Origin of the sequence: Pseudactinotalea terrae, from assembly GCF_009733845.1 — a bacterium.
Taxonomy (GTDB): domain Bacteria; phylum Actinomycetota; class Actinomycetes; order Actinomycetales; family Beutenbergiaceae; genus Pseudactinotalea; species Pseudactinotalea terrae.
The window spans coordinates 690,778-711,827 of sequence record NZ_WNXZ01000002.1 but is presented as its reverse complement, the minus strand read 5'-3'; the positions used below and the strand labels follow the sequence as shown (position 1 = coordinate 711,827).

At 69.6% G+C, this 21,050-nt stretch carries 19 protein-coding genes; 11 read left to right on the top strand and 8 right to left on the bottom strand.

Annotated elements, in window-relative coordinates; all coding sequences use genetic code 11:
- On the top strand, positions 1–185 hold a 185-nt coding region (locus GPA03_RS22650; protein ID WP_206673512.1), incomplete at its 5' end, for a hypothetical protein.
- Positions 186–594: 409 nt separating this feature from the next.
- On the opposite strand, the gene GPA03_RS10750 is transcribed toward GPA03_RS22650, so the two are convergent.
- A complete protein-coding gene (locus tag GPA03_RS10750; RefSeq protein WP_156251959.1) occupies positions 595–1,578 on the bottom strand; it encodes an SDH family Clp fold serine proteinase in 984 nt (327 codons plus the stop codon).
- Positions 1,579–2,063: 485 nt separating this feature from the next.
- Between GPA03_RS10750 and GPA03_RS10745 the strand changes: the two genes are divergently transcribed.
- The 3 genes from GPA03_RS10745 to GPA03_RS10735 all read left to right on the top strand — a co-directional run bounded on the left by GPA03_RS10745 (position 2,064) and on the right by GPA03_RS10735 (position 5,283).
- Complete coding sequence (locus tag GPA03_RS10745) at positions 2,064–2,882, top strand: hypothetical protein (protein ID WP_156251958.1); 819 nt, start codon at positions 2,064–2,066, stop codon at positions 2,880–2,882.
- Between the two features lie 774 nt (positions 2,883–3,656).
- Positions 3,657–3,854: a hypothetical protein gene (locus GPA03_RS10740; RefSeq protein ID WP_156251957.1), complete on the top strand. Its 198-nt coding sequence runs from the start codon at positions 3,657–3,659 to the stop codon at positions 3,852–3,854.
- A 508-nt stretch (positions 3,855–4,362) separates the two neighbouring features.
- Positions 4,363–5,283, top strand: a complete 921-nt coding sequence (locus GPA03_RS10735; protein WP_241681234.1) for an aldose 1-epimerase family protein — start codon at positions 4,363–4,365, stop codon at positions 5,281–5,283.
- Between the two features lie 61 nt (positions 5,284–5,344).
- On the opposite strand, the gene GPA03_RS10730 is transcribed toward GPA03_RS10735, so the two are convergent.
- From GPA03_RS10730 to GPA03_RS10720, 3 genes are all read right to left on the bottom strand, one after another.
- The gene (locus GPA03_RS10730) at positions 5,345–6,436 is read right to left on the bottom strand and encodes a M23 family metallopeptidase (protein ID WP_156251955.1); all 1,092 of its coding nucleotides are present in this window, start codon (positions 6,434–6,436) and stop codon (positions 5,345–5,347) included.
- Positions 6,437–6,627: 191 nt separating this feature from the next.
- A complete protein-coding gene (locus GPA03_RS10725) occupies positions 6,628–7,686 on the bottom strand; it encodes a hemolysin family protein (RefSeq protein WP_156251954.1) in 1,059 nt (352 codons plus the stop codon).
- Positions 7,683–8,987: a hemolysin family protein gene (locus GPA03_RS10720; RefSeq protein WP_241681232.1), complete on the bottom strand. Its 1,305-nt coding sequence runs from the start codon at positions 8,985–8,987 to the stop codon at positions 7,683–7,685. Before GPA03_RS10720 ends, GPA03_RS10725 begins: the two co-directional genes overlap by 4 nt.
- Before the next feature lie 228 nt (positions 8,988–9,215).
- Here GPA03_RS10720 and GPA03_RS10715 point away from each other — a divergent pair, with 228 nt between their 5' ends.
- The 5 genes from GPA03_RS10715 to GPA03_RS10695 all read left to right on the top strand — a co-directional run bounded on the left by GPA03_RS10715 (position 9,216) and on the right by GPA03_RS10695 (position 16,193).
- Positions 9,216–9,932: a response regulator transcription factor gene (locus GPA03_RS10715; protein ID WP_156251953.1), complete on the top strand. Its 717-nt coding sequence runs from the start codon at positions 9,216–9,218 to the stop codon at positions 9,930–9,932.
- An 11-nt stretch (positions 9,933–9,943) separates the two neighbouring features.
- Positions 9,944–11,125, top strand: coding sequence for a HAMP domain-containing sensor histidine kinase (locus GPA03_RS10710; RefSeq protein ID WP_241681231.1), 1,182 nt, complete (start codon positions 9,944–9,946; stop codon positions 11,123–11,125).
- A 162-nt stretch (positions 11,126–11,287) separates the two neighbouring features.
- Positions 11,288–15,163, top strand: coding sequence for a multifunctional oxoglutarate decarboxylase/oxoglutarate dehydrogenase thiamine pyrophosphate-binding subunit/dihydrolipoyllysine-residue succinyltransferase subunit (locus GPA03_RS10705; RefSeq protein ID WP_156251952.1), 3,876 nt, complete (start codon positions 11,288–11,290; stop codon positions 15,161–15,163).
- Positions 15,160–15,750, top strand: coding sequence for a GDSL-type esterase/lipase family protein (locus GPA03_RS10700; RefSeq protein WP_277755088.1), 591 nt, complete (start codon positions 15,160–15,162; stop codon positions 15,748–15,750). The genes GPA03_RS10705 and GPA03_RS10700 overlap by 4 nt, the downstream gene beginning before the upstream one ends.
- A gap of 170 nt (positions 15,751–15,920) precedes the next feature.
- Positions 15,921–16,193: a HesB/IscA family protein gene (locus tag GPA03_RS10695; protein WP_156251951.1), complete on the top strand. Its 273-nt coding sequence runs from the start codon at positions 15,921–15,923 to the stop codon at positions 16,191–16,193.
- Between the two features lie 58 nt (positions 16,194–16,251).
- On the opposite strand, the gene GPA03_RS10690 is transcribed toward GPA03_RS10695, so the two are convergent.
- From GPA03_RS10690 to GPA03_RS10675, 4 genes are read right to left on the bottom strand one after another with little or no spacing between them, the layout of a single operon-like run.
- Positions 16,252–17,079, bottom strand: coding sequence for a DUF4097 family beta strand repeat-containing protein (locus GPA03_RS10690; RefSeq protein ID WP_156251950.1), 828 nt, complete (start codon positions 17,077–17,079; stop codon positions 16,252–16,254).
- Positions 17,076–18,059: a zinc-binding dehydrogenase gene (locus tag GPA03_RS10685; protein ID WP_156251949.1), complete on the bottom strand. Its 984-nt coding sequence runs from the start codon at positions 18,057–18,059 to the stop codon at positions 17,076–17,078. Before GPA03_RS10685 ends, GPA03_RS10690 begins: the two co-directional genes overlap by 4 nt.
- Before the next feature lie 38 nt (positions 18,060–18,097).
- Entirely contained in the window at positions 18,098–18,355 is a 258-nt protein-coding gene (gene rsrA / locus GPA03_RS10680; RefSeq protein ID WP_156251948.1) for a mycothiol system anti-sigma-R factor, read from the bottom strand.
- Positions 18,352–19,158: a sigma-70 family RNA polymerase sigma factor gene (locus GPA03_RS10675; protein ID WP_421958412.1), complete on the bottom strand. Its 807-nt coding sequence runs from the start codon at positions 19,156–19,158 to the stop codon at positions 18,352–18,354. Before GPA03_RS10675 ends, rsrA begins: the two co-directional genes overlap by 4 nt.
- 53 nt (positions 19,159–19,211) lie before the next feature.
- On the opposite strand from GPA03_RS10675, the gene GPA03_RS10670 reads away from it, so the two are divergent.
- Together GPA03_RS10670 and aroA are read left to right on the top strand one after the other, a co-directional pair.
- Entirely contained in the window at positions 19,212–19,724 is a 513-nt protein-coding gene (locus tag GPA03_RS10670) for a DoxX family membrane protein (protein WP_156251946.1), read from the top strand.
- A gap of 31 nt (positions 19,725–19,755) precedes the next feature.
- On the top strand, positions 19,756–21,048 hold the full coding sequence (gene aroA, locus GPA03_RS22580; protein WP_156251945.1) for a 3-phosphoshikimate 1-carboxyvinyltransferase: 1,293 nt from the start codon (positions 19,756–19,758) through the stop codon (positions 21,046–21,048).
- Positions 21,049–21,050 lie beyond the last annotated feature (2 nt).

Below are 21,050 nucleotides of genomic sequence, written 5' to 3'. Positions count from 1 at the left end.
GGGTCAGCGAAGGTAGCGTCAAGCACGTCGAGGTCTTCCAGATGGGCAGCGTGAGAACTCCCATCATCGGAGGACCTCGACCCACGCCTGGCTCAACCCGCCGCTACACCCTCAACTGCGAAGAGCCACAAATCCTCGGCGGCGAGCTCGACGACGCCCGTATCCGTCTGGTGGTGTCGCGATGACCCTGGTGGACGCGACCCTCGACGAACACCAAGCACGATCCCTGGTGCGACCTCGAGCGGTGCGAGGTCGAGGTTGAGGTTGAGGTCGATAGTTCCACTAAGAATGCCCTGAACATATGCATGGAGGGCGAGGTCAGCTAGAATGGCCGCGAGCTTCTCGCCGAGAACATCGCCGACGCGATCGCGATCTTGGCCGCGTTTCGCTAGCGCGTCGTCCGCGCGCGGACCTCGCGAAGCCAAGACTGATATTGCCCATCCACGGGATCCCGCTCGCGGACGCTGACCTCTCCAATCACGAGACCGACTTGGTCTTGCCGAGCACCACTCTACGGATGCTCGCCGAGTGGGCAGGAGCGGCAGCCAGTTGCCTCGATGAGCGCATCGCGATGCTCTCAGACCATCCGCCCTGCTATCCGCCCGTGGGAGCCCAATTCTTGAGCCATGACTGACCGAGGTGGGTGTACATCACTTTGGCGAACGGCGTCCGCTCAAACAGAATCGTCATCAAGTGGTAGGCAGTGAGTACGGCCTCCTGCAGATCCTGATTGTCCTCTAGGTCAAGGACTGTCAGCCCCTGCGCACGAGCCGAATCACGGTCGATGCGCCGGCTGTGATCGAGGTGCGTATCGCGATCATTCAGGAAGTGTGCTGCCCGCTTCGACTTCGTGTCGGCGTCAGCATCGCCGCTGAACATGTGCGTTCTCAGCCATGTTGCGACGGTGTCCTCGCTGTAACGAAGGGAGACCCGCGCCTCCTGGACGAGGGCTGGGCCCATCGTTTGAAGGATCGGTGCATACGCAAGAGAGGTGTCGGTATCCGCCTTTATTTCCGCGGTTGCTTTCTCGAACTGCGCGACGATAGCCTGAGCCGATACAAACCTACCCGTTGACGGCATCGGCATCTGCGGATCGATCGGTCCCAGTTGCGATTGCCGACCCATCCATATCCTGTCGCAGCCTGCAGCGATCATGGTGCCCGCAGAGAAGGCGAAGGTTGGGACGATGACTTCAACGTCAGGGAACTTGGCGCACACATAGGCAACAAAGGACTCGGCGGCCGTTGTCACGCCGCCCGGTGTATGGAGAAGAAGCGTGAGGCCTCTGGTGTAGTCCATGCCGTAGATGACAGCCATCAGGCCATTTACGTCCTCATGTGTAATGGAGGTGACCGCCGCCCCGGCACCGGGTTTCTGGAGGAAACTGGACGCATAAAACAAGACGTTCCGATCGTCACGCAGCGCACCAATTTCGACCATTCGTTGCGTGAGCGAAGTGGTCAGCCATCCCATTGGGTCGCGATTATCGGCGGCGTGTGCCCCCGGCTGTTCTCCTTCCTCCTGCTCGCGCTGCGCCCGCTGGTCAAACTCTTGAACTAACTCACCCCAGGACGGCACGCCGACTCGCTTCTGACGCCAGCGACAGTGGCAAGTCGGTGCGTGGAGGCGCAACCTGGGTCTCCTCCCGGCGTTCTTGTCGAAGCACGCCCGCCAGGTCTCCAACCCGCTGGAGTGTCCGATACTGCTCGTACTGGGTCGTCGCCTTATCGATGGCTTCCCACGTCTTCGCGTCACTCGACATACGCCTCACCATAGTCTTCCTCACAGCATCCTCGCTGCCTCGCCGGTTGCCTCCGAACTATGCCCTAGCCGAACGTGTAGCTCTGGCAAGGACACCCCGGGTCCCCAAGTCGCGGCAAGGTGGACGCAGCTTGAGCGCGGGCTTGGACCTCGCGGTGGGCTGCCCATCGGGGCAAGAGATGACATCGATCGTCGCCGTACACGGCGTCTCACCGGTTTTCGGAACTAGACGGGATCCCCTACGACGAACGACCCTGGTGGGCAACGCACCGCGGCCCTTCGCTTCTCATAGTCTCCCACTCATGGAGAGCGACCTTTCGGGCCTGGACGAACGCGAGCGCTTCGTCGCAGTCGCGGTAGCGCGTGCGACGGGCGCCCGGCCACAGGCGTGGGATGTCGATGGCCGCCAGGGCGCTGTCGACGCCCTGTTGCACTACGGGGATGGCCGCACAGGCGCGCTCGAGGTGACAAGTCACGCCGGGTCGGGAGTCGAGCAGACGTACTCGCTACTTGGGCAGGCGGACTTCGGTTGGCCCTTGCCCGGGCGGTGGTGGTGGTCCGCCAACGTGGGCGACGCACACGACCTACCCCGATTCAGCGACTGTTATGAGGCCGTCATCCTGCTGTGCGAGGCACATGACGTCCCACACCCGGAGTTGCTCCCGTGGCACGTGCTCGATCGGGAGCCCGACGCCCGATGGCTGGCGTGGGAGACCGACTCATCGCTCATTGGACACCCCAGCGTTCCCGCCATCCGAGCCGATGGTGAGCGGTCGAAGATGATGATCACCCCGGCCGGCTCCGGAGGGGTACTTGACGAATCGCTGCAAGGACTACCTGCAGCAGTTGAGCAGTTGCTCGAGGTTCCGCACATCAGCCGGAGACTCGCGAAAGTGCTGACGTTCGACGCCGACGAACATCACCTCGCCGTGGCCCTGCGACAGGGAGCCATCCCAGACCCGCTCTACATGGTCATGATGTTCGAGCCGAAGGGATTGCCAGATCGCGATCCGACAGTCCCAGACGGTATAAGTCACCTGTGGTTGCTCACGGGATCCGGGGTGAGTCTGATCGGGTGGGCTGCCGGCAGTGGGTGGACCGATCATCGCGTGTTCGACTAGCACCTCAAGTCCCCCGCGCCCTTCCGCGGGTGCTACCAGCCCAGCCTGTCGCCAACGTCGCGCACGTGCTGACGATGCCCGCCCGGTCCTCGGCATCACGGATCGCTGCTTTGAACGCCACGAGGCCAACCTCGTCACCAGCAGCGATCGCCTGGAGGAGACACTGTCGGTGGTGCGCTAAGCGCTCGACAGAAGTGTTGAGGACGACCAGCGGGTCCACCCTTGACGGCGACGGCGACCCGCCGCTGCCAGCCAGCAGCTCCCAGATTATCTACTTGGCCCCAGCTCGCCCGGATAGCAGCGGACTCATCATCGCTTGGCTTGCGACTCAGCTCGAGGTGCACTTCGTTCTCGCTCCGGGAGGATGGGTAGTCCGATGCTGCGTCATCGACGCGGACGATCGTCAGAGGCCGGTACGTGGCATCGTCGTCGCTCATCGCCCGATGGTCTCCCGCGCAGCCTCCGTAACCTGGAAGCTTGGCAGAGCCGGCGCTGCGGGCTTAGATTCTGGCGTCAGTCGGGGTAGTGGACCGGGGCCGCCAACTGTCAGCCATTCGATTGTCCGGCGAGAGCCCGACCTGGGTGACACCGATGCGTCCGGTCGCGGGCAACCTAATCACTGCTCCATTCACGCTCGCCGGTACGGGTGCGGCGGGGCTATGACCACCACGAGAGGTCCCGGAACCCGTACAGGTCTCCAAGTGCAACACCTCTTCGCTGGCCGCTGAGGAGCGCGGGAGGGGGAGTGTCACCCACGGCCGCTACCGTGGCGGCATGGACATCGACGGCGAAATCGAGTGCCCACAGTGCGGCCGCTCGTTCACTGTGCTTATCCGGGAAATCTCGGCGGGCGCGACCAAGAGTTGCCCCAACGGGCACCGCATCAAGCTCACCGAGACCGGTGGAGCTGGCAAGACTGCTCAGCAGTCGCTGGACGATCTGGACCGAGCATTCAAGAGGTTCGGCAAGTAACCCTCCCCCCGGTCACGGCAGCGCGACGAAGCGCCGCGGCTGGCCCCGGAATCCAAGTCTGGGGATCCCGACAGGTGCGGTCTGTCTGCACACAACTCGCTCGTCTCAGGGTCGCTAGCCGGCCTGGCCGTGGCGCGATGCAGGTCTCGTCCGCATGCCACAGCACCGGCGCGAGGGTCGGTCCTTCGGTCGTCGGCTTGGGCACCTTGGCGAGCGTGGCGCGGGCTCGCTTGTCGCCGCCGGCTCGTCACAGGCATCTTCGCAGCGATGAGCCCAGTAACGAGACGGACCGCCTGTACTGTTTCGCATCCAGCCGGGGGCACCGACGCGGAGCGAGGCCACGCGTGACTCCATCGCCCTGGTGGCGCTCACATCACGCACACGACCTCGGCCTGTTGACGCAGCTGCCCGCATGGCACTGCAGTCACGCTGGGTGCGGTCGAGCGGGGCCCGCTCACGCCTCAACACGCTCCCGCACGCCGTCCAGCGAGTCGGTAGTGTCGTTCGGGTGACGAACGCTGCTCCGCCCACCGGGTTCCAGGTCGCTCTGTCCGCAGGCTCTGACGAGGCCGTCATCACCGAGGTAGGCGCCACGCTGCGCCAGTTCTCGGTCGGCGGCCGGGATGTCATCGTCAGCTTCCCGGAGGACGAGCTGCCGCCCGCCTCGAACGGCGCGGTGCTGGTGCCGTGGCCGAATCGGATCCGTGACGGCCAGTACACCTTCGACGGCGAGGATCGTCAGCTGCCGATCACCGAGCCGCAGCGCGGCACGGCGCTGCACGGGCTCGTCGTGTGGCAGCGCTGGACCCTCGAGGAGCACGACGACACCTCGGCAACGCTGTCGCTCGACACCGTGCCCATCCCGGGCTACCCGCACCCGCTGCGTGTGGTCATCACCTACGCGCTCGACGGCGCGGGTGGGCTGGCGATCACGCTCACCACGACGAACCTGGGATCCACGGCAGCCCCGTACGGGGTCGGGTTCCACCCGTGGCTCTCCCCCGGTCCGGGGTCGCTCGACGACGCCGTGCTGCAGCTCGACGCCGAGTCCTGGATCCCGACGGACGATCGTCTGCTGCCCACCGGCGTCGAGCCGCTCCCGGAGCGCTTCGACTTCCGCGAGCCCCGCCGGCTCGGCACGACCGAGCTCGACGACGCGTTCGTCGACGCCACCCGCGAGGCCGACGGCCTGTCCTGGCTGCGGCTGCGCGGTTCCGACGGCCGCACGGCGGCCGTCTGGATGGACGACTCGATGGACTGCTGGCAGATGTGCTCGGGCGACCAGGTTGCTGCGGTCGACGCTCGGCGCACCGGGCTCGCAGCCGAGCCGATGACCTGTGTCGCCGACGCGTTCCGCACCGGCGACCACCTCATCACCCTCCAGCCGGGTGAGTCCCACACCGTCCGGTGGGGCATGCAGCTGAGCTGATCCACCGACGAACGCCGGCAGCCACAACCCGATCGGGTGGCGGCGGGCCGCGCCCGTTCCGCTACTCGGTGGCGGCGCAGGCGAGGTTCTCGGCGGTCAGCGGCGCAGCATCGTGGCTCTCGAGCCATATCGCCGGGTTGACCGTGGTCATCTCGCTGTCCACGTGCACCTCGAAGTGCAGGTGCGGGCCGGTCGAGTTGCCATAGGAGCCGACCTCGCCGATGACCTCACCGGCGGCGACGCTCTGGCCCTGCTCCACGAAGATCCCGTCGGGATACATGTGGATGTACCAGGTCCAGAAGATCTCGCCGTCGACCTCGTGCTTGAGGACGATGATCATGCCGCTGCGGCCACCCAGGCCGTACCCGACGTAGGTGACCTCGCCCGCGGCAGCCGCGTGGATCGGGGTGCCCAGCGGCGCGGCCATGTCGAGGCCCTCGTGCATCCCACCCCAGCGATAGCCGTACTGAGAGGTGAGCTTGTAGCTGCCGGTCGTCAACGGCATCATGATCTCGACAGGCTCGGTGGTGGCGCTGGCGGCCACCTGACCGTTGGCCTCGAGCTGCGCGCTGCCGCACTGCAGGACATCGTCACGACCATCGGTACGACCGGCGCTCAGCAGCGTGCGAGCCGCCGCGAGCGGGTCTGCTGCGAACGAGCCGCCCGTGTCGAACGCGTCCGTGCCGTCGACCTGCTCGGCGGCCAGCACATCGAGCGCGCTGTTGGCCGCAAAGGTCGATCCGGTGGTGGCGCCCGACGTCGGCGTCGCAGCCCCGCTGAGCGGGATCGCCGTGGTGGCGACGGCGAGGCAGCCCAGGACCGCCACTCGGGGCAGCCAGCGCTGGGTGAGCTTCTGACGGGGCGTGAGCGGACCGGCAGCGGACGCCGACCGTGCGAAGCGCGGTGCAGGCCCGTGGGGCGTGCCGGCCGCGGCGGTGCCCTCGGCGGGCACCTGCGTGGCGGCGTCCGCTTCGGTAGCGGGAGCAGAAGCGGAAGCAACCTCCGCACGAACGGCAGGAGTCTCGTTCGCGGCGGGGGTTGTCGTGGCCGGAGCGGCCTGCTCGCGCTGGGCACGGGCAGCGCGACGCTCGGCCTCACGCATGGCGCGACGGGTCGGGAACGCCGTCACGGCGTTCTCGTTCTCCTCGCTCAAATCACCAACTCCACCAGGCTCTGACACACAGCTGTCTTGGGCGTCCGACCCCCGCGGCGGACTTCTATCACGGAAACGTAACGGACAACTGGTCAACTTCCAAGTTCCGGGAGAGCGATTTCCACAGGTTCTTCACGGGCACCGTGCGGGTCACCACACCAGCCCCGCGCCGACCGCGGATCGAGCGCTGTTCACCTGCGAGGCGACTGCTGGCCACGTTGCATGAGGTCGCGGACCTCCCCGACGAGCTCCTCGAGGATGTCCTCGAGGAAGACGACCCCGGTCGCCGGCCCACCCTCGGCGGAGACCAGCGCCACGTGCACGCCCTTGGCCTGCATGCTCGCCAGCACGCTCTCGACCTCGTCACCGGGCGTCACCATCGACATCGGCCGGATCCGCCACGAGGGCACCGGCGCCGCGCGCAGCTCCGGCGTGGTCGCGTACAGCACGTCCTTGACGTGCAGGTACCCGAGCGGGGTCCCCTCGTCCGAGACGACCGGGAAGCGCGAGTACCCCGTCCGCGTCACCGCCTGCTCCACCTCCTCGGGGGTGGCACCCACGCCGACCGTGGTGAGCCCCTCGAGGCCGACCATCACCGTCCCGGCGGTCGCCTCCGAGAACTCGATCGCACCGGAGATGACGCCGACCTCGTCCTCCAGCACACCCTCTGCGCGTGAGCGCTCGACGATCGAGGCGACCTCCTCGGCGGTGAAGGCCGACGCCACCTCGTCCTTCGGCTCGACGCCGAGCATCCGCAGCACCACGTTCGCGATCCAGTTCAGCAGCCGGATCACCGGCGAGGCGACGCGGCTGATCCACACCAGCGGCGGGCCGAACCAGAGCGCGGCGCGCTCCGGAGTCGCGACAGCGAGGTTCTTCGGCACCATCTCGCCGAGCACGACGTGCAGGTAGACCACGATGGCGAGCGCCAGCGTGAACCCGACGACGTGCGCCGCCTCGGCAGGCGCGCCGACCGCGATCAGCGGTGCCTCGACCAGTCGCGCCAGCGCCGGTTCGGCCACGACGCCGAGCCCGGTGGAGCAGACCGTGATGCCCAGCTGGGCGCACGCGAGCATGAGGGAGACGTGCTCCATCGCCCACAGCACGGTCTTGGCGCCGCGGACGCCCTCCTCCGCGAGCGGCTCGATCTGCGAGCGCCGTGCGGACATGATCGCGAACTCGGCGCCCACGAAGAAGGCGTTGGCGGCGAGCAGAAGGACGGCGATCAGCAGTCCTGCGCCGATGCTCATTCCTCGCCCTCCGGATCGTCATCGACCGCCGTCACCCGGATGGAGTCGACCCGACGGCCGTCCATCCGCTCGACGCGCAGGTGCACACCCGGGAGGCTCACCTCGTCGCCGACGCGCGGCAAGCGACCGAGTGAGGTCATCACCAGACCACCGAGGGTCTCGTAGGGCGCCTCGTCGGGCACGACGAGGCCCGTCTCGTGATGGAGCTCGTCGGGTCGCAGCGTTCCCGCGACCACCCAGGTGCGCTCACCACCCACCAGCACCGGACGACGGCGAGGGTCGTGCTCGTCGGCGACGTCACCCACGAGCTCCTCGACGACGTCCTCGAGCGTGACAGCACCGGAGGTGCCGCCGTACTCGTCGACGACGACGGCCATCTGGTGGCCGAACTCGCGCAGCTCGAGCAGCAGCGGCGCGAGCCGGATCGTCTCGGGGACGCGGGGCGCGTCGTCCATCAGAGCGCCGACCGGCACCGTGTCGCGCCGATCGAACGGCACCGCCACAGCCCGGCGCAGGTGCACCAGCCCGACCACCTCGTCGGGCGAGTCCTCGATCACCGGGAACCGCGAGTGCCCGGTCTCCCGTGCCCGCGCGATCACATCGGCCGCGGTGTCGCCCGGTGACATCGTCGCGAGCCGCATCCGGTCGGTCATCACGTCGGTCGCGGTGAGCGAGCCCAGCCCGATCGAGCGCGTGAGCAGCGCGGCTGTGCTGACGTCCAGGGTCCCGGCGGCGGCGGAGTGGCGCACGAGCGAGGCGAGCTCGGGTGCCGATCGGGCACCGCTGAGCTCCTCGCGCGGCTCGATGCCGAACTTGCGCAGCACCCAGTTGGCCGAGGAGTTCAGCCCGATGATCACCGGTCGCAGCGCGGCGGTGAACCCCCGCTGCGCAGGCGTGATCAGGCCGGCGACCCTCATCGGCTCCGAGATCGCCCAGTTCTTCGGGATCAGCTCGCCGAACACCATCGAGAAGGTGTTGACGATGATGAGGCTGGCGACCACCGCGATCGCGGTCGCGACCGCCTCGGCGAGCGCAGCCGACGCCAGCACCGCGCCCAACAGGTTCGAGATCGCGGACTGCGCCGTGTACCCGAGCAGGATGGTCGTCAGCGTGATGCCGACCTGTGCGCCGGAGAGCTGAGTGGACAGCTCGCGCAGAGCCTTGGCGACGCCGGGAGCGCGCTTGTCGCCCTCGGCGACCCGGCGATCCACCGCAGTGGGGTCGAGCGCAACGAGCGAGAACTCGGATGCGACGAAGACGAATGTGCCGGCCGTGAGCACGACACCCAGCAAGACAAGCAACCAGTCGACGATCACGCAGGATCACCGACCGGCTTGGTATGACCGCTCTCCATGGTGGCGCACAGCCTAACCGGCTCGCGCGGGAGACGGAACGCCACGCAGCCGGTACCGGGCGGCCGTCGTGGCACACATCTGGCGCACGAGACCTCCCCGACCCCGCCACGAGGCCTGCCCAGCGCCCGCCGCTACCTCCCGCGATCTGCGGATCCGCTGTGCCACAGTTGCGGCATGAACTCAGCGACACCCGTGGTGCTGGTCGTCGAGGACGAGCCCGAGATCGCGACCCAGATCGTCCGCCGTCTCGAGGCGGAGGGGTGGACCGCGCACTCGGTCGGCGACGGCCTCGCCGGCGTCGAGGCTGCGACCACGCTGCGCCCCGACCTCGTGGTCCTCGACGTCATGCTCCCCGGCATCGACGGGCTCGAGGTGTGCCGCCGGATCCAGGCGCAGGGCGCCGCGGACGGCCGCTCCGCTCCCCCGGTCCTGATGCTGACCGCGCGCGACGACGAGACCGACCTGCTCGTCGGCCTGGGTGTCGGAGCCGACGACTACATGACCAAGCCGTTCTCGATGCGCGAGCTCCTGGCTCGCCTCAAGGTGCTGCTCCGGCGGGTCGAGCGCGCCCGGACGAGCGTTCAGACGGGCGACGGCGAACCGCCACTGGTGCTCGGCGACCTCACCATCGATCGTGCTGCTCGCCGTGTCTTCCGCGGCACCGCCGAGGCGCACCTGACGCCCACCGAGTTCGACCTCCTGGTGTGCCTGGCGGCGACCCCGCGCACAGTGCTCTCCCGCGAGCGGCTGCTCGCCGACGTGTGGGACTGGGCGGACGCCTCGGGCACGCGCACGGTGGACTCCCACATCAAGGCGCTGCGGCGCAAGCTCGGCTCCGAGCTGATCCGGACCGTGCACGGCGTCGGCTACGCGCTCGAGCCGGTCAGCTAGATGGGGCGGCTGTGACGGGTTCCGACCGGCAGGGGCGCCAGGTCCGACCGAACCCGCCACGGGTTCGGCACGCCCGCTCCGACGAGCCCTCGTGGCGCAACCCGTTCCCGGACACGATGCTCGACCTGCGCCCCCTCGACCCGGTGCGGTCGCTCAAGGGCAAGCTGATCGTCATCATCGCGGCCACGGTCACGATGTACGCGCTGATCACCTGGCTCGGCGACCGGCTGGCCGACCTCGGTGTGCTCCGCATGTTCCCGCTCGCGCTGGTCTGCTCGCTCGTGGTCACGCAGCTGCTCGCCCGCGGCATGACCCGCCCGCTGCGCGAGATGACGGCGGCCGCGCGCGCGATGGCGCGCGGCGACTACTCGATCCGCGTCGACACCAACAGCAAGGACGAGGTCGGACAGCTCGCTGCGGCCTTCAACTCGATGGCCGGCGACCTCGACGCGCTGGACAGCCAGCGCCGGGAGATGGTCGCCAACGTCAGCCACGAGCTCCGCACGCCCGTCGCTGCGCTACGGGCTCAGGTCGAGAACATGGCCGACGGCGTGATCGAGCCCGACTCGGAGGCGCTTGAGGCTGCCCTTGCGCAGATCGAGCGGTTGTCCCGGCTGATCGCCTACCTCCTCGACCTGTCCCGGCTCGAGGCCGGGGCGACCGACCTGCAGGTGGCCCCGATCGCCGTCGACCCCTTCCTCCGGGGCATCACGGACGACGCCTCGCGCGCGAGCGCGAGGGGCGACCTGCACTGGGCGGTCGAGACCAAGCCGGCCGACCTGCGACTCGTCGGTGACGAGGAGCGGCTGCGCCAGGTCGTCTCCAACCTCCTGGACAACGCCTCGCGACACTCGCCGAGGGGTGGCACGGTGACCGTGCGGACCTCCGCCACCCACGGCTACGTGGTGATCGACGTCATCGACGAGGGTCACGGCATCCCTGAGGCCGAGCGTGACCAGGTCTTCGGCCGGTTCCAGCGCGGCAACGCACCCACGCAGACCGGTGGGACGTCCACGGGCGGCACCGGGCTCGGCCTCGCGATCGCGCGCTGGGCGGTCGGCCTGCACGAAGGCACGATCGCCGTCATCGACCCACCTGGTGGTGTGGGCACCCGGATCCGGGTGCGCCTGCCCGCCCACGGCCCGCGCGCTCGCCCGGGCGAGGACGACGACGCCGTCACGGGCGGCCTGTGACCCGAGGTTGACCGCTGTTTGACTCGGCATCGTGGGAGTCGGCCGATCTGGCTCCTCAGAGGCCGAAACGGGCCTCCCGGTGCGGGTTCTGCACCGAGTGTGTGACACGCTTGTCAAGACACTTTTTGTCCACTTGCAGGCTAAGGGAAGAGGCGACACCGCGTGTCCGCACCGACCGCTGGCGAAGGGGCTGCCGGAGCTTCCGGCGCAGCCACCTTCGGCGGTAACGAATGGCTGATCGAGTCTCAGTTCGAGGCGTACAAGAACGACCCGGAGTCGGTCGAGGAGTCGTGGCGCACGTTCTTCGCCAACTACACCCCGCCGGAGGCGAACGAGCAGCCCTCCAACGGTACGGTCCGCGGCACCGGCCCCGCGAAGAAGGACCCCGAGCAGCAGGCGAAGCCGGCCGCCGCCCCGCAGGCGCGTGCCGCCCAGGCTGCGCAGCAGCCCCGCCAGCAGCAGCCGCTCACCACGCAGCCGGCCTCCCCGGCCCGCCCCGCCACCACCGAGCCGGCCCCGCCGCCGCCCGCGCCGGTCGACGAGACCTCCCACGCCGCGGTGACGCTCGAGGTCGAACCCGCTCCCGTCGCACCCGAGGCCGTCGGGCCGACCGCGCCGTACACCCAGCGCACGCCGGCTCGCCGTGAGGCCTCCGCCGGTGGCGACGACGAGCTCAGCCGGCTGCGCGGCCCCGCCGCGCGCGTCGTCACGAACATGGAGTCCTCGCTCGCGGTGCCGACCGCCACCAGCGTGCGCGCCATCCCGGCGAAGTTGCTCGTCGACAACCGCATCGTGCTGAACAACCACCTCGCGCGTGGTCGCGGCGGCAAGGTCAGCTTCACCCACCTCATCGGGTTCGCGCTCGTCGAGGCGCTGATCGAGATGCCGGAGATGAACGCCGGCTACCGGATGGTCGACGACAAGCCGGGCGTCCTCCGCCCCTCGCAGATCAACCTCGGGCTCGCGATCGACCTCGCCAAGCCCGATGGCACCCGCCAGCTGCTGGTGCCCGCGATCAAGGGGGCGGAGTCGATGGACTTCGCGCAGTTCTGGCGTGCGTACGAGGATGTCGTCCGCCGCGCCCGTGGCAACAAGCTCACGGTCGAGGACTTCCAGGGCACCACGATCTCGCTGACCAACCCGGGCACCATCGGCACCGTGCACTCGGTGCCTCGCCTCATGGAGGGGCAGGGCACGATCATCGGCGTCGGCGCCATGGACTACCCGGCCGAGTTCCAGGGTGCCTCTGCCGAGAACCTGGCCCGGATGGGCGTCTCGAAGGTGATGACCCTCACCTCGACCTACGACCACCGCATCATCCAGGGCGCGCAGTCCGGTGAGTTCCTGCGGATCGTCCACAGCAAGCTGCTCGGCGAGGACGGCTTCTACGACCGCGTGTTCGCGGCCCTGCGGGTCCCCTACGAGCCGGTCCGGTGGACCAAGGACGTCGACTTCGACCCCGAGAACGAGTTCAGCAAGTCGGCGCGGATCCTCGAGCTCATCCACGCCTACCGCTCACGCGGTCACCTGATCGCCGACACCGACCCGCTCGCCTACCGGCAGCGCAAGCACGCCGACCTCGACGTGCAGAGCCACGGCCTGACGCTGTGGGACCTGGAACGCACTTTCCCCACGGGCGGCTTCGGCGGCAAGCCGAGGATGCCGCTGCGCGACATCCTCGGGCTGCTGCGCAGCTCCTACTGCCGCACCATCGGCTCGGAGTACATGCACCTGCACGACGGCGCCCAGCGCCGCTGGCTGCAGCAGCGGCTGGAGTCGGGCTGGAACAAGCCCGAGCCCGAGGTGCAGAAGCAGATCCTGCGCAAGATCAACCAGGCCGAGGCGTTCGAGACCTTCCTGCAGACCAAGTTCGTGGGGCAGAAGCGCTTCAGCCTCGAGGGCGGCGAGTCGCTGATCCCGCTGCTGGACCAGATCCTGCAGAGTGCCGCCCAGGAGGGTCTCGACGAGGTCGGCATCGGCATGCCGCACCGTGGCCGCCTCAACGTGCTGGCGAACATCGCAGGCAAGTCCTACGCACAGATCTTCGCCGAGTTCGAGGGCAACCAAGACCCGAAGACCGTGCAGGGCAGCGGTGACGTCAAGTACCACCTCGGCACCGAGGGCGAGTACACCTCGCTCACGGGCGAGAAGACCCGGGTGTACCTGGCGGCGAACCCTTCCCACCTCGAAGCCGTCAACGGCGTGCTCGAGGGCGTGGTCCGCGCCAAGCAGGACCGCATCGACCTCGGCGGGGGCGGGTTCTCCGTGCTGCCGATCCTCATCCACGGCGACGCCGCGTTCGCAGGCCAGGGCGTGGTGACCGAGACGATCAACCTCAGCATGCTGCGCGGCTACCGCACCGGCGGCACGATCCACGTGCTGATCAACAACCAGATCGGCTTCACCACCGGCGCCTCGTCGTCGCGATCCACGCTGTACCCGACCGACGTCGTCAAGGGTCTGCAGGTCCCGGTGTTCCACGTGAACGGTGACGACCCGGAGGCCGTCGCCCACGTGGCCCAGCTCGCCTTCGAGTACCGGCAGGAGTTCAACCGCGACGTCGTCATCGACGTGGTCTGCTACCGCCGTCGTGGTCACAACGAGGGTGACGACCCCTCGATGACCCAGCCGGTGATGTACTCGCTCATCGAGAACAAGCGCAGCGTCCGCACCCTCTACACCGAGGCCCTCGTGGGGCGCGGCGACATCACCGAGGACGAGGCGAAGCAGGCCCTGGAGCACTTCCAGGGCGAGCTCGAGCGTGTCTTCACCGAGTCGCGCCAGGGCTCGACCGCGCAAGGCGACCAGGTCGCCGGCCTCGAGGTCCCGGAGTCCCAGCAGGAGGACGCCGGGATGATGGTCGGCTGGCAGACCGCCGTGCCGAGCTGGGTGCTGGAGCGCATCGGCCAGGCGCACACGCGCCCGCCCGAGGGCTTCACCGTGCACAACAAGCTGAAGCAGCTGCTGGACCGCCGCGCGGCGATGTCGACCGACGGCGACATCGACTGGGGCTTCGGCGAGCTCGTCGCGTTCGGCTCGCTGCTGATGGAGGGCACCCCGGTGCGGCTCGCCGGTCAGGACAGCCGCCGTGGCACGTTCGTGCAGCGGCACGCGGTGTTCCACGACCGGCTCACGGGTGCCGAGTGGACCCCGCTGACCTATCTGTCAGCCGACCAGGCGAAGTTCTGGGTCTACGACTCCTCGCTCAGCGAGTACGCCGCCCTCGCCTTCGAGTACGGCTACTCGGTGGAGCGGCCCGACGCGCTGGTGCTGTGGGAGGCGCAGTTCGGCGACTTCGTCAACGGCGCGCAGACCGTGATCGACGAGTTCATCTCCTCGGCGCAGGCCAAGTGGAACCAGTCGAGCTCGGTGGTGCTGCTGCTGCCGCACGGGTACGAGGGTCAGGGCCCGGACCACTCCTCCGCTCGCATCGAGCGCTTCCTCCAGCTGTGCGCCGAGGACAACATGGTCGTCGCCCAGCCGTCCACGCCGGCCAGCCACTTCCACCTGCTGCGGCGGCAGGCGTACCAGCGCCCGCGCAAGCCGCTGGTGGTGTTCACGCCGAAGCAGCTGCTGCGTCTGAAGGCGGCTGCCTCCTCGGTGGAGGACTTCACCTCGGGCACGTTCCAGCCGGTCATCGGCGACGCGATGCCGGCCGAGCAGGCCGCTGGCGTCACCCGCGTGCTGATGTGCACGGGTCGGGTCTACTACGACCTGCTGGCCGAGCGCACGAAGCGTGGCGACGAGCAGACGGCGATCGTGCGTCTCGAGGAGCTCTACCCGTTCCCCGGCGCTGAGCTGGTCTCGGAGCTGTCGCGCTACGGCGACGACGCCGAGCTGGTCTGGGTGCAGGACGAGCCGAGCAACCAGGGTGCCTGGACCTACGCCTCGTACATGATCCGGTTCAAGACTCCGAAGCTGTCCGGTCGGGAGCTGGCCCACGTGAGCCGGCGGCCGGCGGCCGCACCGGCCACCGGGTCCGGCAAGATCCACAAGCTCCAGCAGGAGGAGCTGATCGCTCAGGCGTTCGACAGGTGAGCACCCGAGTCGCCGTCGTCGGTGACGAGCTCGCCGCCGGTGTCGGCGATCCGCGCGGGATGGGGTGGGTCGGCCGGGTGATCGGCCGCACCACCACCCCCGAGCCGCTCGAGGTCTACACGTTGGCGGTGCCCGGCGAGACCTCCACGCAGCTCGCGGCGCGCTGGGAGACCGAGTGCAACCGCCGCTTCGGGCAGGGCGACAACCGCCTGGTGGTGGCGCTCGGCTCGGCCGACCTCGATCACGGGGTCTCGCTCGCGCGCAGCCGCCTCAACCTGGCGAACGTGCTCGACGACGCCGCGAACCGTGGGATCGCCGCGTTCGTGGTCGGCCCCCCGCCCCGCCCCGGCGTCGAGGAGTCGGCGCTCGCGGAGCTGAGCCGCGCCTGCTCCGATGTCTGCCAGCGTCGGCGCGTGCCCTACGCGGAGACGTTCGAGCCGTTGCGCACGCACGAGCAGTGGCTCGCCGATGTCGCCGCCGGTGACGGCGTGCACCCCGCACAGGCCGGCTACGGACTGCTCGCGTGGCTGGTGCTCCACAACGGCTGGCACGACTGGATCGGTGCCGAGGACCCGAGCGGCCCCTGAGTCCCAAGGAGTGGCTCGGCACTTGACACGGCGCGTCTCTCCGACACGCCGGGTTGCTCGCCTGGCCGCTATGTGTGACGGTGGATGGGTCCGAGGCGCAACGCGAGGAAGTGCAGCTAGCTGCTCGTCAGCGTCACAGCCAAGGCGAAAGAGAGCGCACCATGCTCACCATGACTGACACTGCCCAGACGGCGATCCGTTCCCTCAGCGAGCAGGCCGGCCTCCCCGAGACCGGTGGGGTCCGACTGGCGATGGACGAGGGCCAGAGCGGCCTTCAGATGTCGCTGGCGCCGCAGCCTGAGGACGGCGACCAGGTCGTCGAGGACGCGGGAGCCCGCGTCTTCATGCCGACCGAGACCGCCACCCTCCTGGAGACCCAGGAGCTCGACGCTGCCGCGACACCGGAAGGCACGGGCTTCAGCCTGCGCGCCCAGGCGGGCTAGGCACGCCGACGACGAAGGGCCGGGGCTCGTACGCCCCGGCCCTTCGTCATGTCCACGCTCAGGCGTCCTGGGTGCCCGAGGGCGGCAGTGGCCACGCGGTGGCCCGTTCGACCGAGACGTCCCCGCTCACGGTCGAGACCGTGGCGATCACCCGGTCGCCGGGTCCCGCCTCGTCCACACGGGTGATGCCGAAGCCGCTGCTCTGCTCGCGGCCCTCGACACGAACACGGGCGGACACGCCACGGACCTCGAGCTCGAGATGGGCCTGGTGGGGAACCGTCAGCTCGACCCGCCCGGACACGCTGGTGAGCGTCATCAGAGAGGCGCTGCCGCGATGACGCAGCGCGATGTTCCCGGAGACCGAGGTCACGGTCGTCTTGGGGAGGTCACCGTCGAGCCGGACGGCGCCGGATGCGCCGCTGATCGTCACGGGGCCCCTGTGGTCCTCGACCCCGACCGCGCCGGAGGCGGTGCGGACCTTGACGCCGCCGACCGTGCGGTCCATCGCCACCGGCGCGGATGCCGTGGAGAGGTCGACGTCGCCGGTGGTGCCCGAGATCGAGATCGGCGCGTTGACGGTCGCAGCGGTGAGGCTGACGCCGGTGCCGACATGCAGCCGCACCACGGCGCGATCGGCGCTGTCGGACGAGGTGAGCCGCTTGAGCCAGCCGTCCCACCCGATCGAGGGGTAGCCGACGCTGATGCGGTCGGCCTCGGTGGCGATCTCCAGCGGCTGGCCGACCACCTCGGTGACCTCGACGACGACGCCGGTGCCGTCGCGAGGCACGACCTCCAGTGCGCCGCCGACGAGCTGGACCCGGACCGATCCGGCGTCGTCGCTGGTGACCGTGTCAGGGCCGGTGATGATGCGGGACATCGTGGTCATGTCGACGTACCTTTCGTGGTCAGCACGATCTTTCCGAAGGACTCCCCGGCGAGGAGTCGCGCGAAAGCCGCACGGACGTCGTCGTCCGAGCCAAGATCCAGGGTCTGATCGATCACGGGAGCGATCCCTGCCGCCGTCAGCATCTCGCCCACGAGGGCGAGCTCGGCTCGCGTGCCCATCGTGGACCCCACCACGCGCAGGCTGCGGAAGAACATCCGGTTGAGATCGGCCGAAGGAGCCGGGCCGGAGGTCGCGCCCGCGACCGCGACCACCCCACCCGGGCGTAGCGAGCGCAGCGAGTGCGACCAGGTGGCCTCGCCCACCGTCTCGATCACGGCGTCGACGGGCGCGATCCGGGTGCCGCTGCTGACGGCGTCATGGGCACCGATCGCCAGCGCACGCTCGAGCTTCGCCTCCGAGCGCGACGTCACGGTCACGTGCAGGCCGGCGGCGCGGGCGAGCAGCACCGCGGCGGTCGAGACACCACCACCGGCACCCTGGACCAGCACCCGCTGACCGGGCCGCACCTCGGCGGCGTCGAACAGCAGCCGGTAGGCCGTGAGGTAGGCCGTGGGCAGGCAGGCGGCCTCGGCGAAGGACAGCCCGACCGGCTTGGGAACGAGGTTGGCGGCGGGCACCGCGACGCGCTCGGCGAGCGTGCCCGGATGCAGCTCGGACAGCAACGTGCGGCGCGGGTCGAGCGTCTCGTCACCCTGCCAGCCGCGCGAGGAGATGACGCCGTGGACGAGCACCTCGGAGCCGTCGGGGGCGATCCCCGCGGCGTCGGTGCCGAGCACCATCGGTAGCCGGTCGGCGGGCAGCCCGACGCCGCGCAAGCTCCACAGGTCGTGGTGGTTGAGGGAGGCGGCGCGCACCTTGACCCAGACCCAGTCGTCGGGGACCTCGGGCTCGATCTCGCCGATGGCCAACCCGCTCAGCGGGTCCTCAGGGTCCTGGGATGCCGCGTAGACACTGCGCACGCCACCCACCATAGACGGGCGCGCACGCACGTGGCCGGTCAGCGACTGGCGCGCAGGACCGTGATCGAGGTGCGGACGCGGATCCGCAGCGTCTCAGGCGCCGTCTCCAGGCAGGATCGGCGCAGCAGCGCACGCAGGCGCTGCTCGAGCTCGGCCTCGCTGTAGCAAGAGGTGCAGCTCGCCAGGTGCTCCCGGAGCCGGCCGGCGTCGAGCTCACCGACCTCCGAGTCGAGGTACTCCTCGAGCTTGGCCAGCGCCTCTTCGCACTGGCACCGCTCGTCGGGCTGGTCCGTCATCGTCCCTCCCTGACCAGACCGAGGTCACGGGCGTGATCGGCCAGCAGCGTGCGCAGCTGGCGACGCCCCCGGTGCAGCCGTGACATCACGGTGCCGATCGGGGTGTCCATGATCTCGGCGATCTCCTTGTAGGCGAAGCCTTCGACATCGGCGAGGTACACCGCCATCCGGAAGTCGTCGGGCAGCTCCGAGAGCGCCTGCTTGATGACGTCGTCACCGATGAGGTCGAGAGCCTCGGCCTCGGCCGAACGCAGGCCGCGCGAGGTGTGCGATGCCGCGCGCGCCTCCTGCCAGTCCTCGATGTCGTCGGCGTTCGACTGCAGCGGCTCGCGCTGCTTCTTCCGGTAGGTGTTGATGAAGCTGTTGGTGAGGATCCGGTACAGCCACGCCTTGAGGTTGGTGCCGGGCTTGTACTGGTGGAACGCCGCGTACGCCTTGGCGAAGGTCTCCTGGACCAGGTCCTCGGCATCGGCCGGGTTGCGCGTCATCCGCAGTGCCGCACCGTAGAGCTGGTCGATCAGCGGCATCGCCTCGTCCTCGAAGCGTTGGTCGCGCTCGGCCTGGCTCTCCTCGCGCGCATGCTCCTGCTCGGCCACCTCGGCGACCGTCTCGCTACCTTCACCCTGCTCGGACATCAGGTACGAGCCTAGTGCTCGACGGCGGTCCCGCCGTGCCGGGGGCCCGCAAGGGGTCGGCCGTCCGCCGGTGCCGGTGGAGCCGGGCTTGCTCGCGCGGGCACGTTCGGTGCCGGTGGCGGTCGACTCTGTCACGCCTATGTCAACGTCACGACGCTGCTTCGTCATTCCCACTGGCGCTTCGGCTACCCAACCGGCCCATGTTGCGGTAGCAATGAGCCATGAGTCCTCTTCGCGCGCTCGCACGCCCGCTGCTGGCATCGGCCTTCATCCTCGACGGCGTCGACGCGCTCCGTCACGCCGACGAGCACGCCGAGAAAGCCCAGCCGTTCGCCCCGACCCTCGCCAAGGTGAGCCAGAAGGTCCCGGGCATGCCCACCGACCCCAAGACGCTGACCCGGCTCATCGGCGCGACTCAAGTCGCCGCCGGCGTGATGCTGGCAGCCGGCAAGGCCCCCCGGGTGGCCGCCGCCGTCCTCGCCGTCATCGCGATCCCGACCACGCTGGTGCGTCATCCGGTCTGGGCCACCCAGGGCGAGGAGCGCAAGGAGCACGCGGCCGGGCTGCTCCGCAGCGCCGCCCTGCTCGGCGGGCTGATCTTCGCCGCCGAGGACCGGGAGGGGAAGCCGTCGCTCGGGTGGCGGTACGACAACTGGCGCGATCACCGCGAGGAGCTCAGCGAGGTCCGCGACTCGCTCAAGGCCGAGGTCAAGGCGGCCAAGCAGGACGCCTGAGCCGCCCGCCGGGTGTGACTACCCTGGGGCCGTGCTGAGTACCGACGTCTGGCCCGCTCCCGCCGCGACCGCGCCGTTGGACGCGACCGTGCTCGTGCCGGGCTCGAAGTCGCTGACGAATCGAGCGCTGCCGCTGGCTGCGCTGGCCTCGGAACCCACGACGATCCGCGGTGCGCTGCGCTCGCGTGACGCCGATCTGATGATCGCCGGGCTGCGCGCGCTCGGGACCGGCATCGAGACCGCCGACGGCGGCACCACCGTGCACGTCACCCCGGCTCCCCTGCGCGGCCCCGCCGCGATCGACTGCGGGCTGGCGGGCACGGTCATGCGGTTCCTGCCCGCGCTGGCCGCGCTGGCCGACGGACCCGTGCTGCTCGACGGCGACGAGCGCGCCCGGGTGCGCCCCATGGGTCCGGTGCTCGCGAGCCTCGCCCGGCTCGGCGTCCGCGTCACCTCCGGCGACGGCGGCGACCCTGCGTTCCTGCCGGTCACCGTGCACGGGGTGGGGACCGTGGCGGGCGGCGAGGTCGATGTCGACGCCTCGGGCTCTTCCCAGTTCGTCTCCGGTCTGCTGCTGGCCGCCCCGCGGTTCGAGAACGGCCTCACGCTGCACCACACCGGCGAGGTGCTGCCCAGCCAGCCGCACATCGACATGACGATCGAGGTGCTGCGCGAGCGCGGCGTCGTGGTCGACGATGTCGCGCCCGGCAAGTGGCGCGTCGAGCCCGGCCCGATCGCCGGCGGTGAGGTCGTGATCGAGCCCGACCTGTCCAACGCGGGCCCGTTCCTCGCTGCCGCCCTGGCCGCGGGCGGCACCGTGCGGGTCCCCTACTGGCCCGCCAGCACCACCCAGCCGGGCGCGATGCTGCCCGACCTGCTCACCCGGATGGGCGCCACCACCGACCTGACCGACGGCACCCTGACGGTCACGGGCACCGGCCAGGTCCGGCCGATCGCCGTCGACCTCGGGCTGGCCGGAGAGCTTGCCCCGACCATCGCGGCCCTCGCCGTCCTGGCCGACGGCGAGTCCCGCCTCACCGGGATCGCTCACCTCCGCGGTCACGAGACCGATCGGCTTGCCGCGCTGGTCACCGAGATCCGGCGCCTGGGCGGCGAGGCGCACGAGCTTCCCGATGGGCTGCTGATCCGCGGGGGCGGCCTCCACGGCGCCGTTCTCGAGACCTACCACGACCATCGGATGGCGACGTTCGCCGCGGTGGTGGGGCTCGCCGTCGAGGGGGTCGAGGTCGTCGACATCGCGACCACGAGCAAGACCCTGCCCGACTTCCCGCAGATGTGGGCCGACATGCTCGGGGCGCGCTGACA

Excerpts from the sequence above, each read along its gene's own strand:
- GPA03_RS10745 (WP_156251958.1), top strand. The coding sequence starts at position 2,064 with ATGGAGAGCGACCTTTCGGGCCTGGACGAACGCGAGCGCTTCGTCGCA.
- GPA03_RS10715 (WP_156251953.1), top strand. The coding sequence starts at position 9,216 with ATGAACTCAGCGACACCCGTGGTGCTGGTCGTCGAGGACGAGCCCGAG.
- GPA03_RS10675 (WP_421958412.1), bottom strand. The coding sequence starts at position 19,158 with ATGACGAAGCAGCGTCGTGACGTTGACATAGGCGTGACAGAGTCGACC.
- GPA03_RS10670 (WP_156251946.1), top strand. The coding sequence starts at position 19,212 with ATGAGTCCTCTTCGCGCGCTCGCACGCCCGCTGCTGGCATCGGCCTTC.
- GPA03_RS10740 (WP_156251957.1), top strand. The coding sequence starts at position 3,657 with ATGGACATCGACGGCGAAATCGAGTGCCCACAGTGCGGCCGCTCGTTC.
- GPA03_RS10695 (WP_156251951.1), top strand. The coding sequence starts at position 15,921 with ATGACTGACACTGCCCAGACGGCGATCCGTTCCCTCAGCGAGCAGGCC.
- rsrA (WP_156251948.1), bottom strand. The coding sequence starts at position 18,355 with ATGACGGACCAGCCCGACGAGCGGTGCCAGTGCGAAGAGGCGCTGGCC.
- GPA03_RS10690 (WP_156251950.1), bottom strand. The coding sequence starts at position 17,079 with ATGACCACGATGTCCCGCATCATCACCGGCCCTGACACGGTCACCAGC.
- GPA03_RS10725 (WP_156251954.1), bottom strand. The coding sequence starts at position 7,686 with ATGAGCATCGGCGCAGGACTGCTGATCGCCGTCCTTCTGCTCGCCGCC.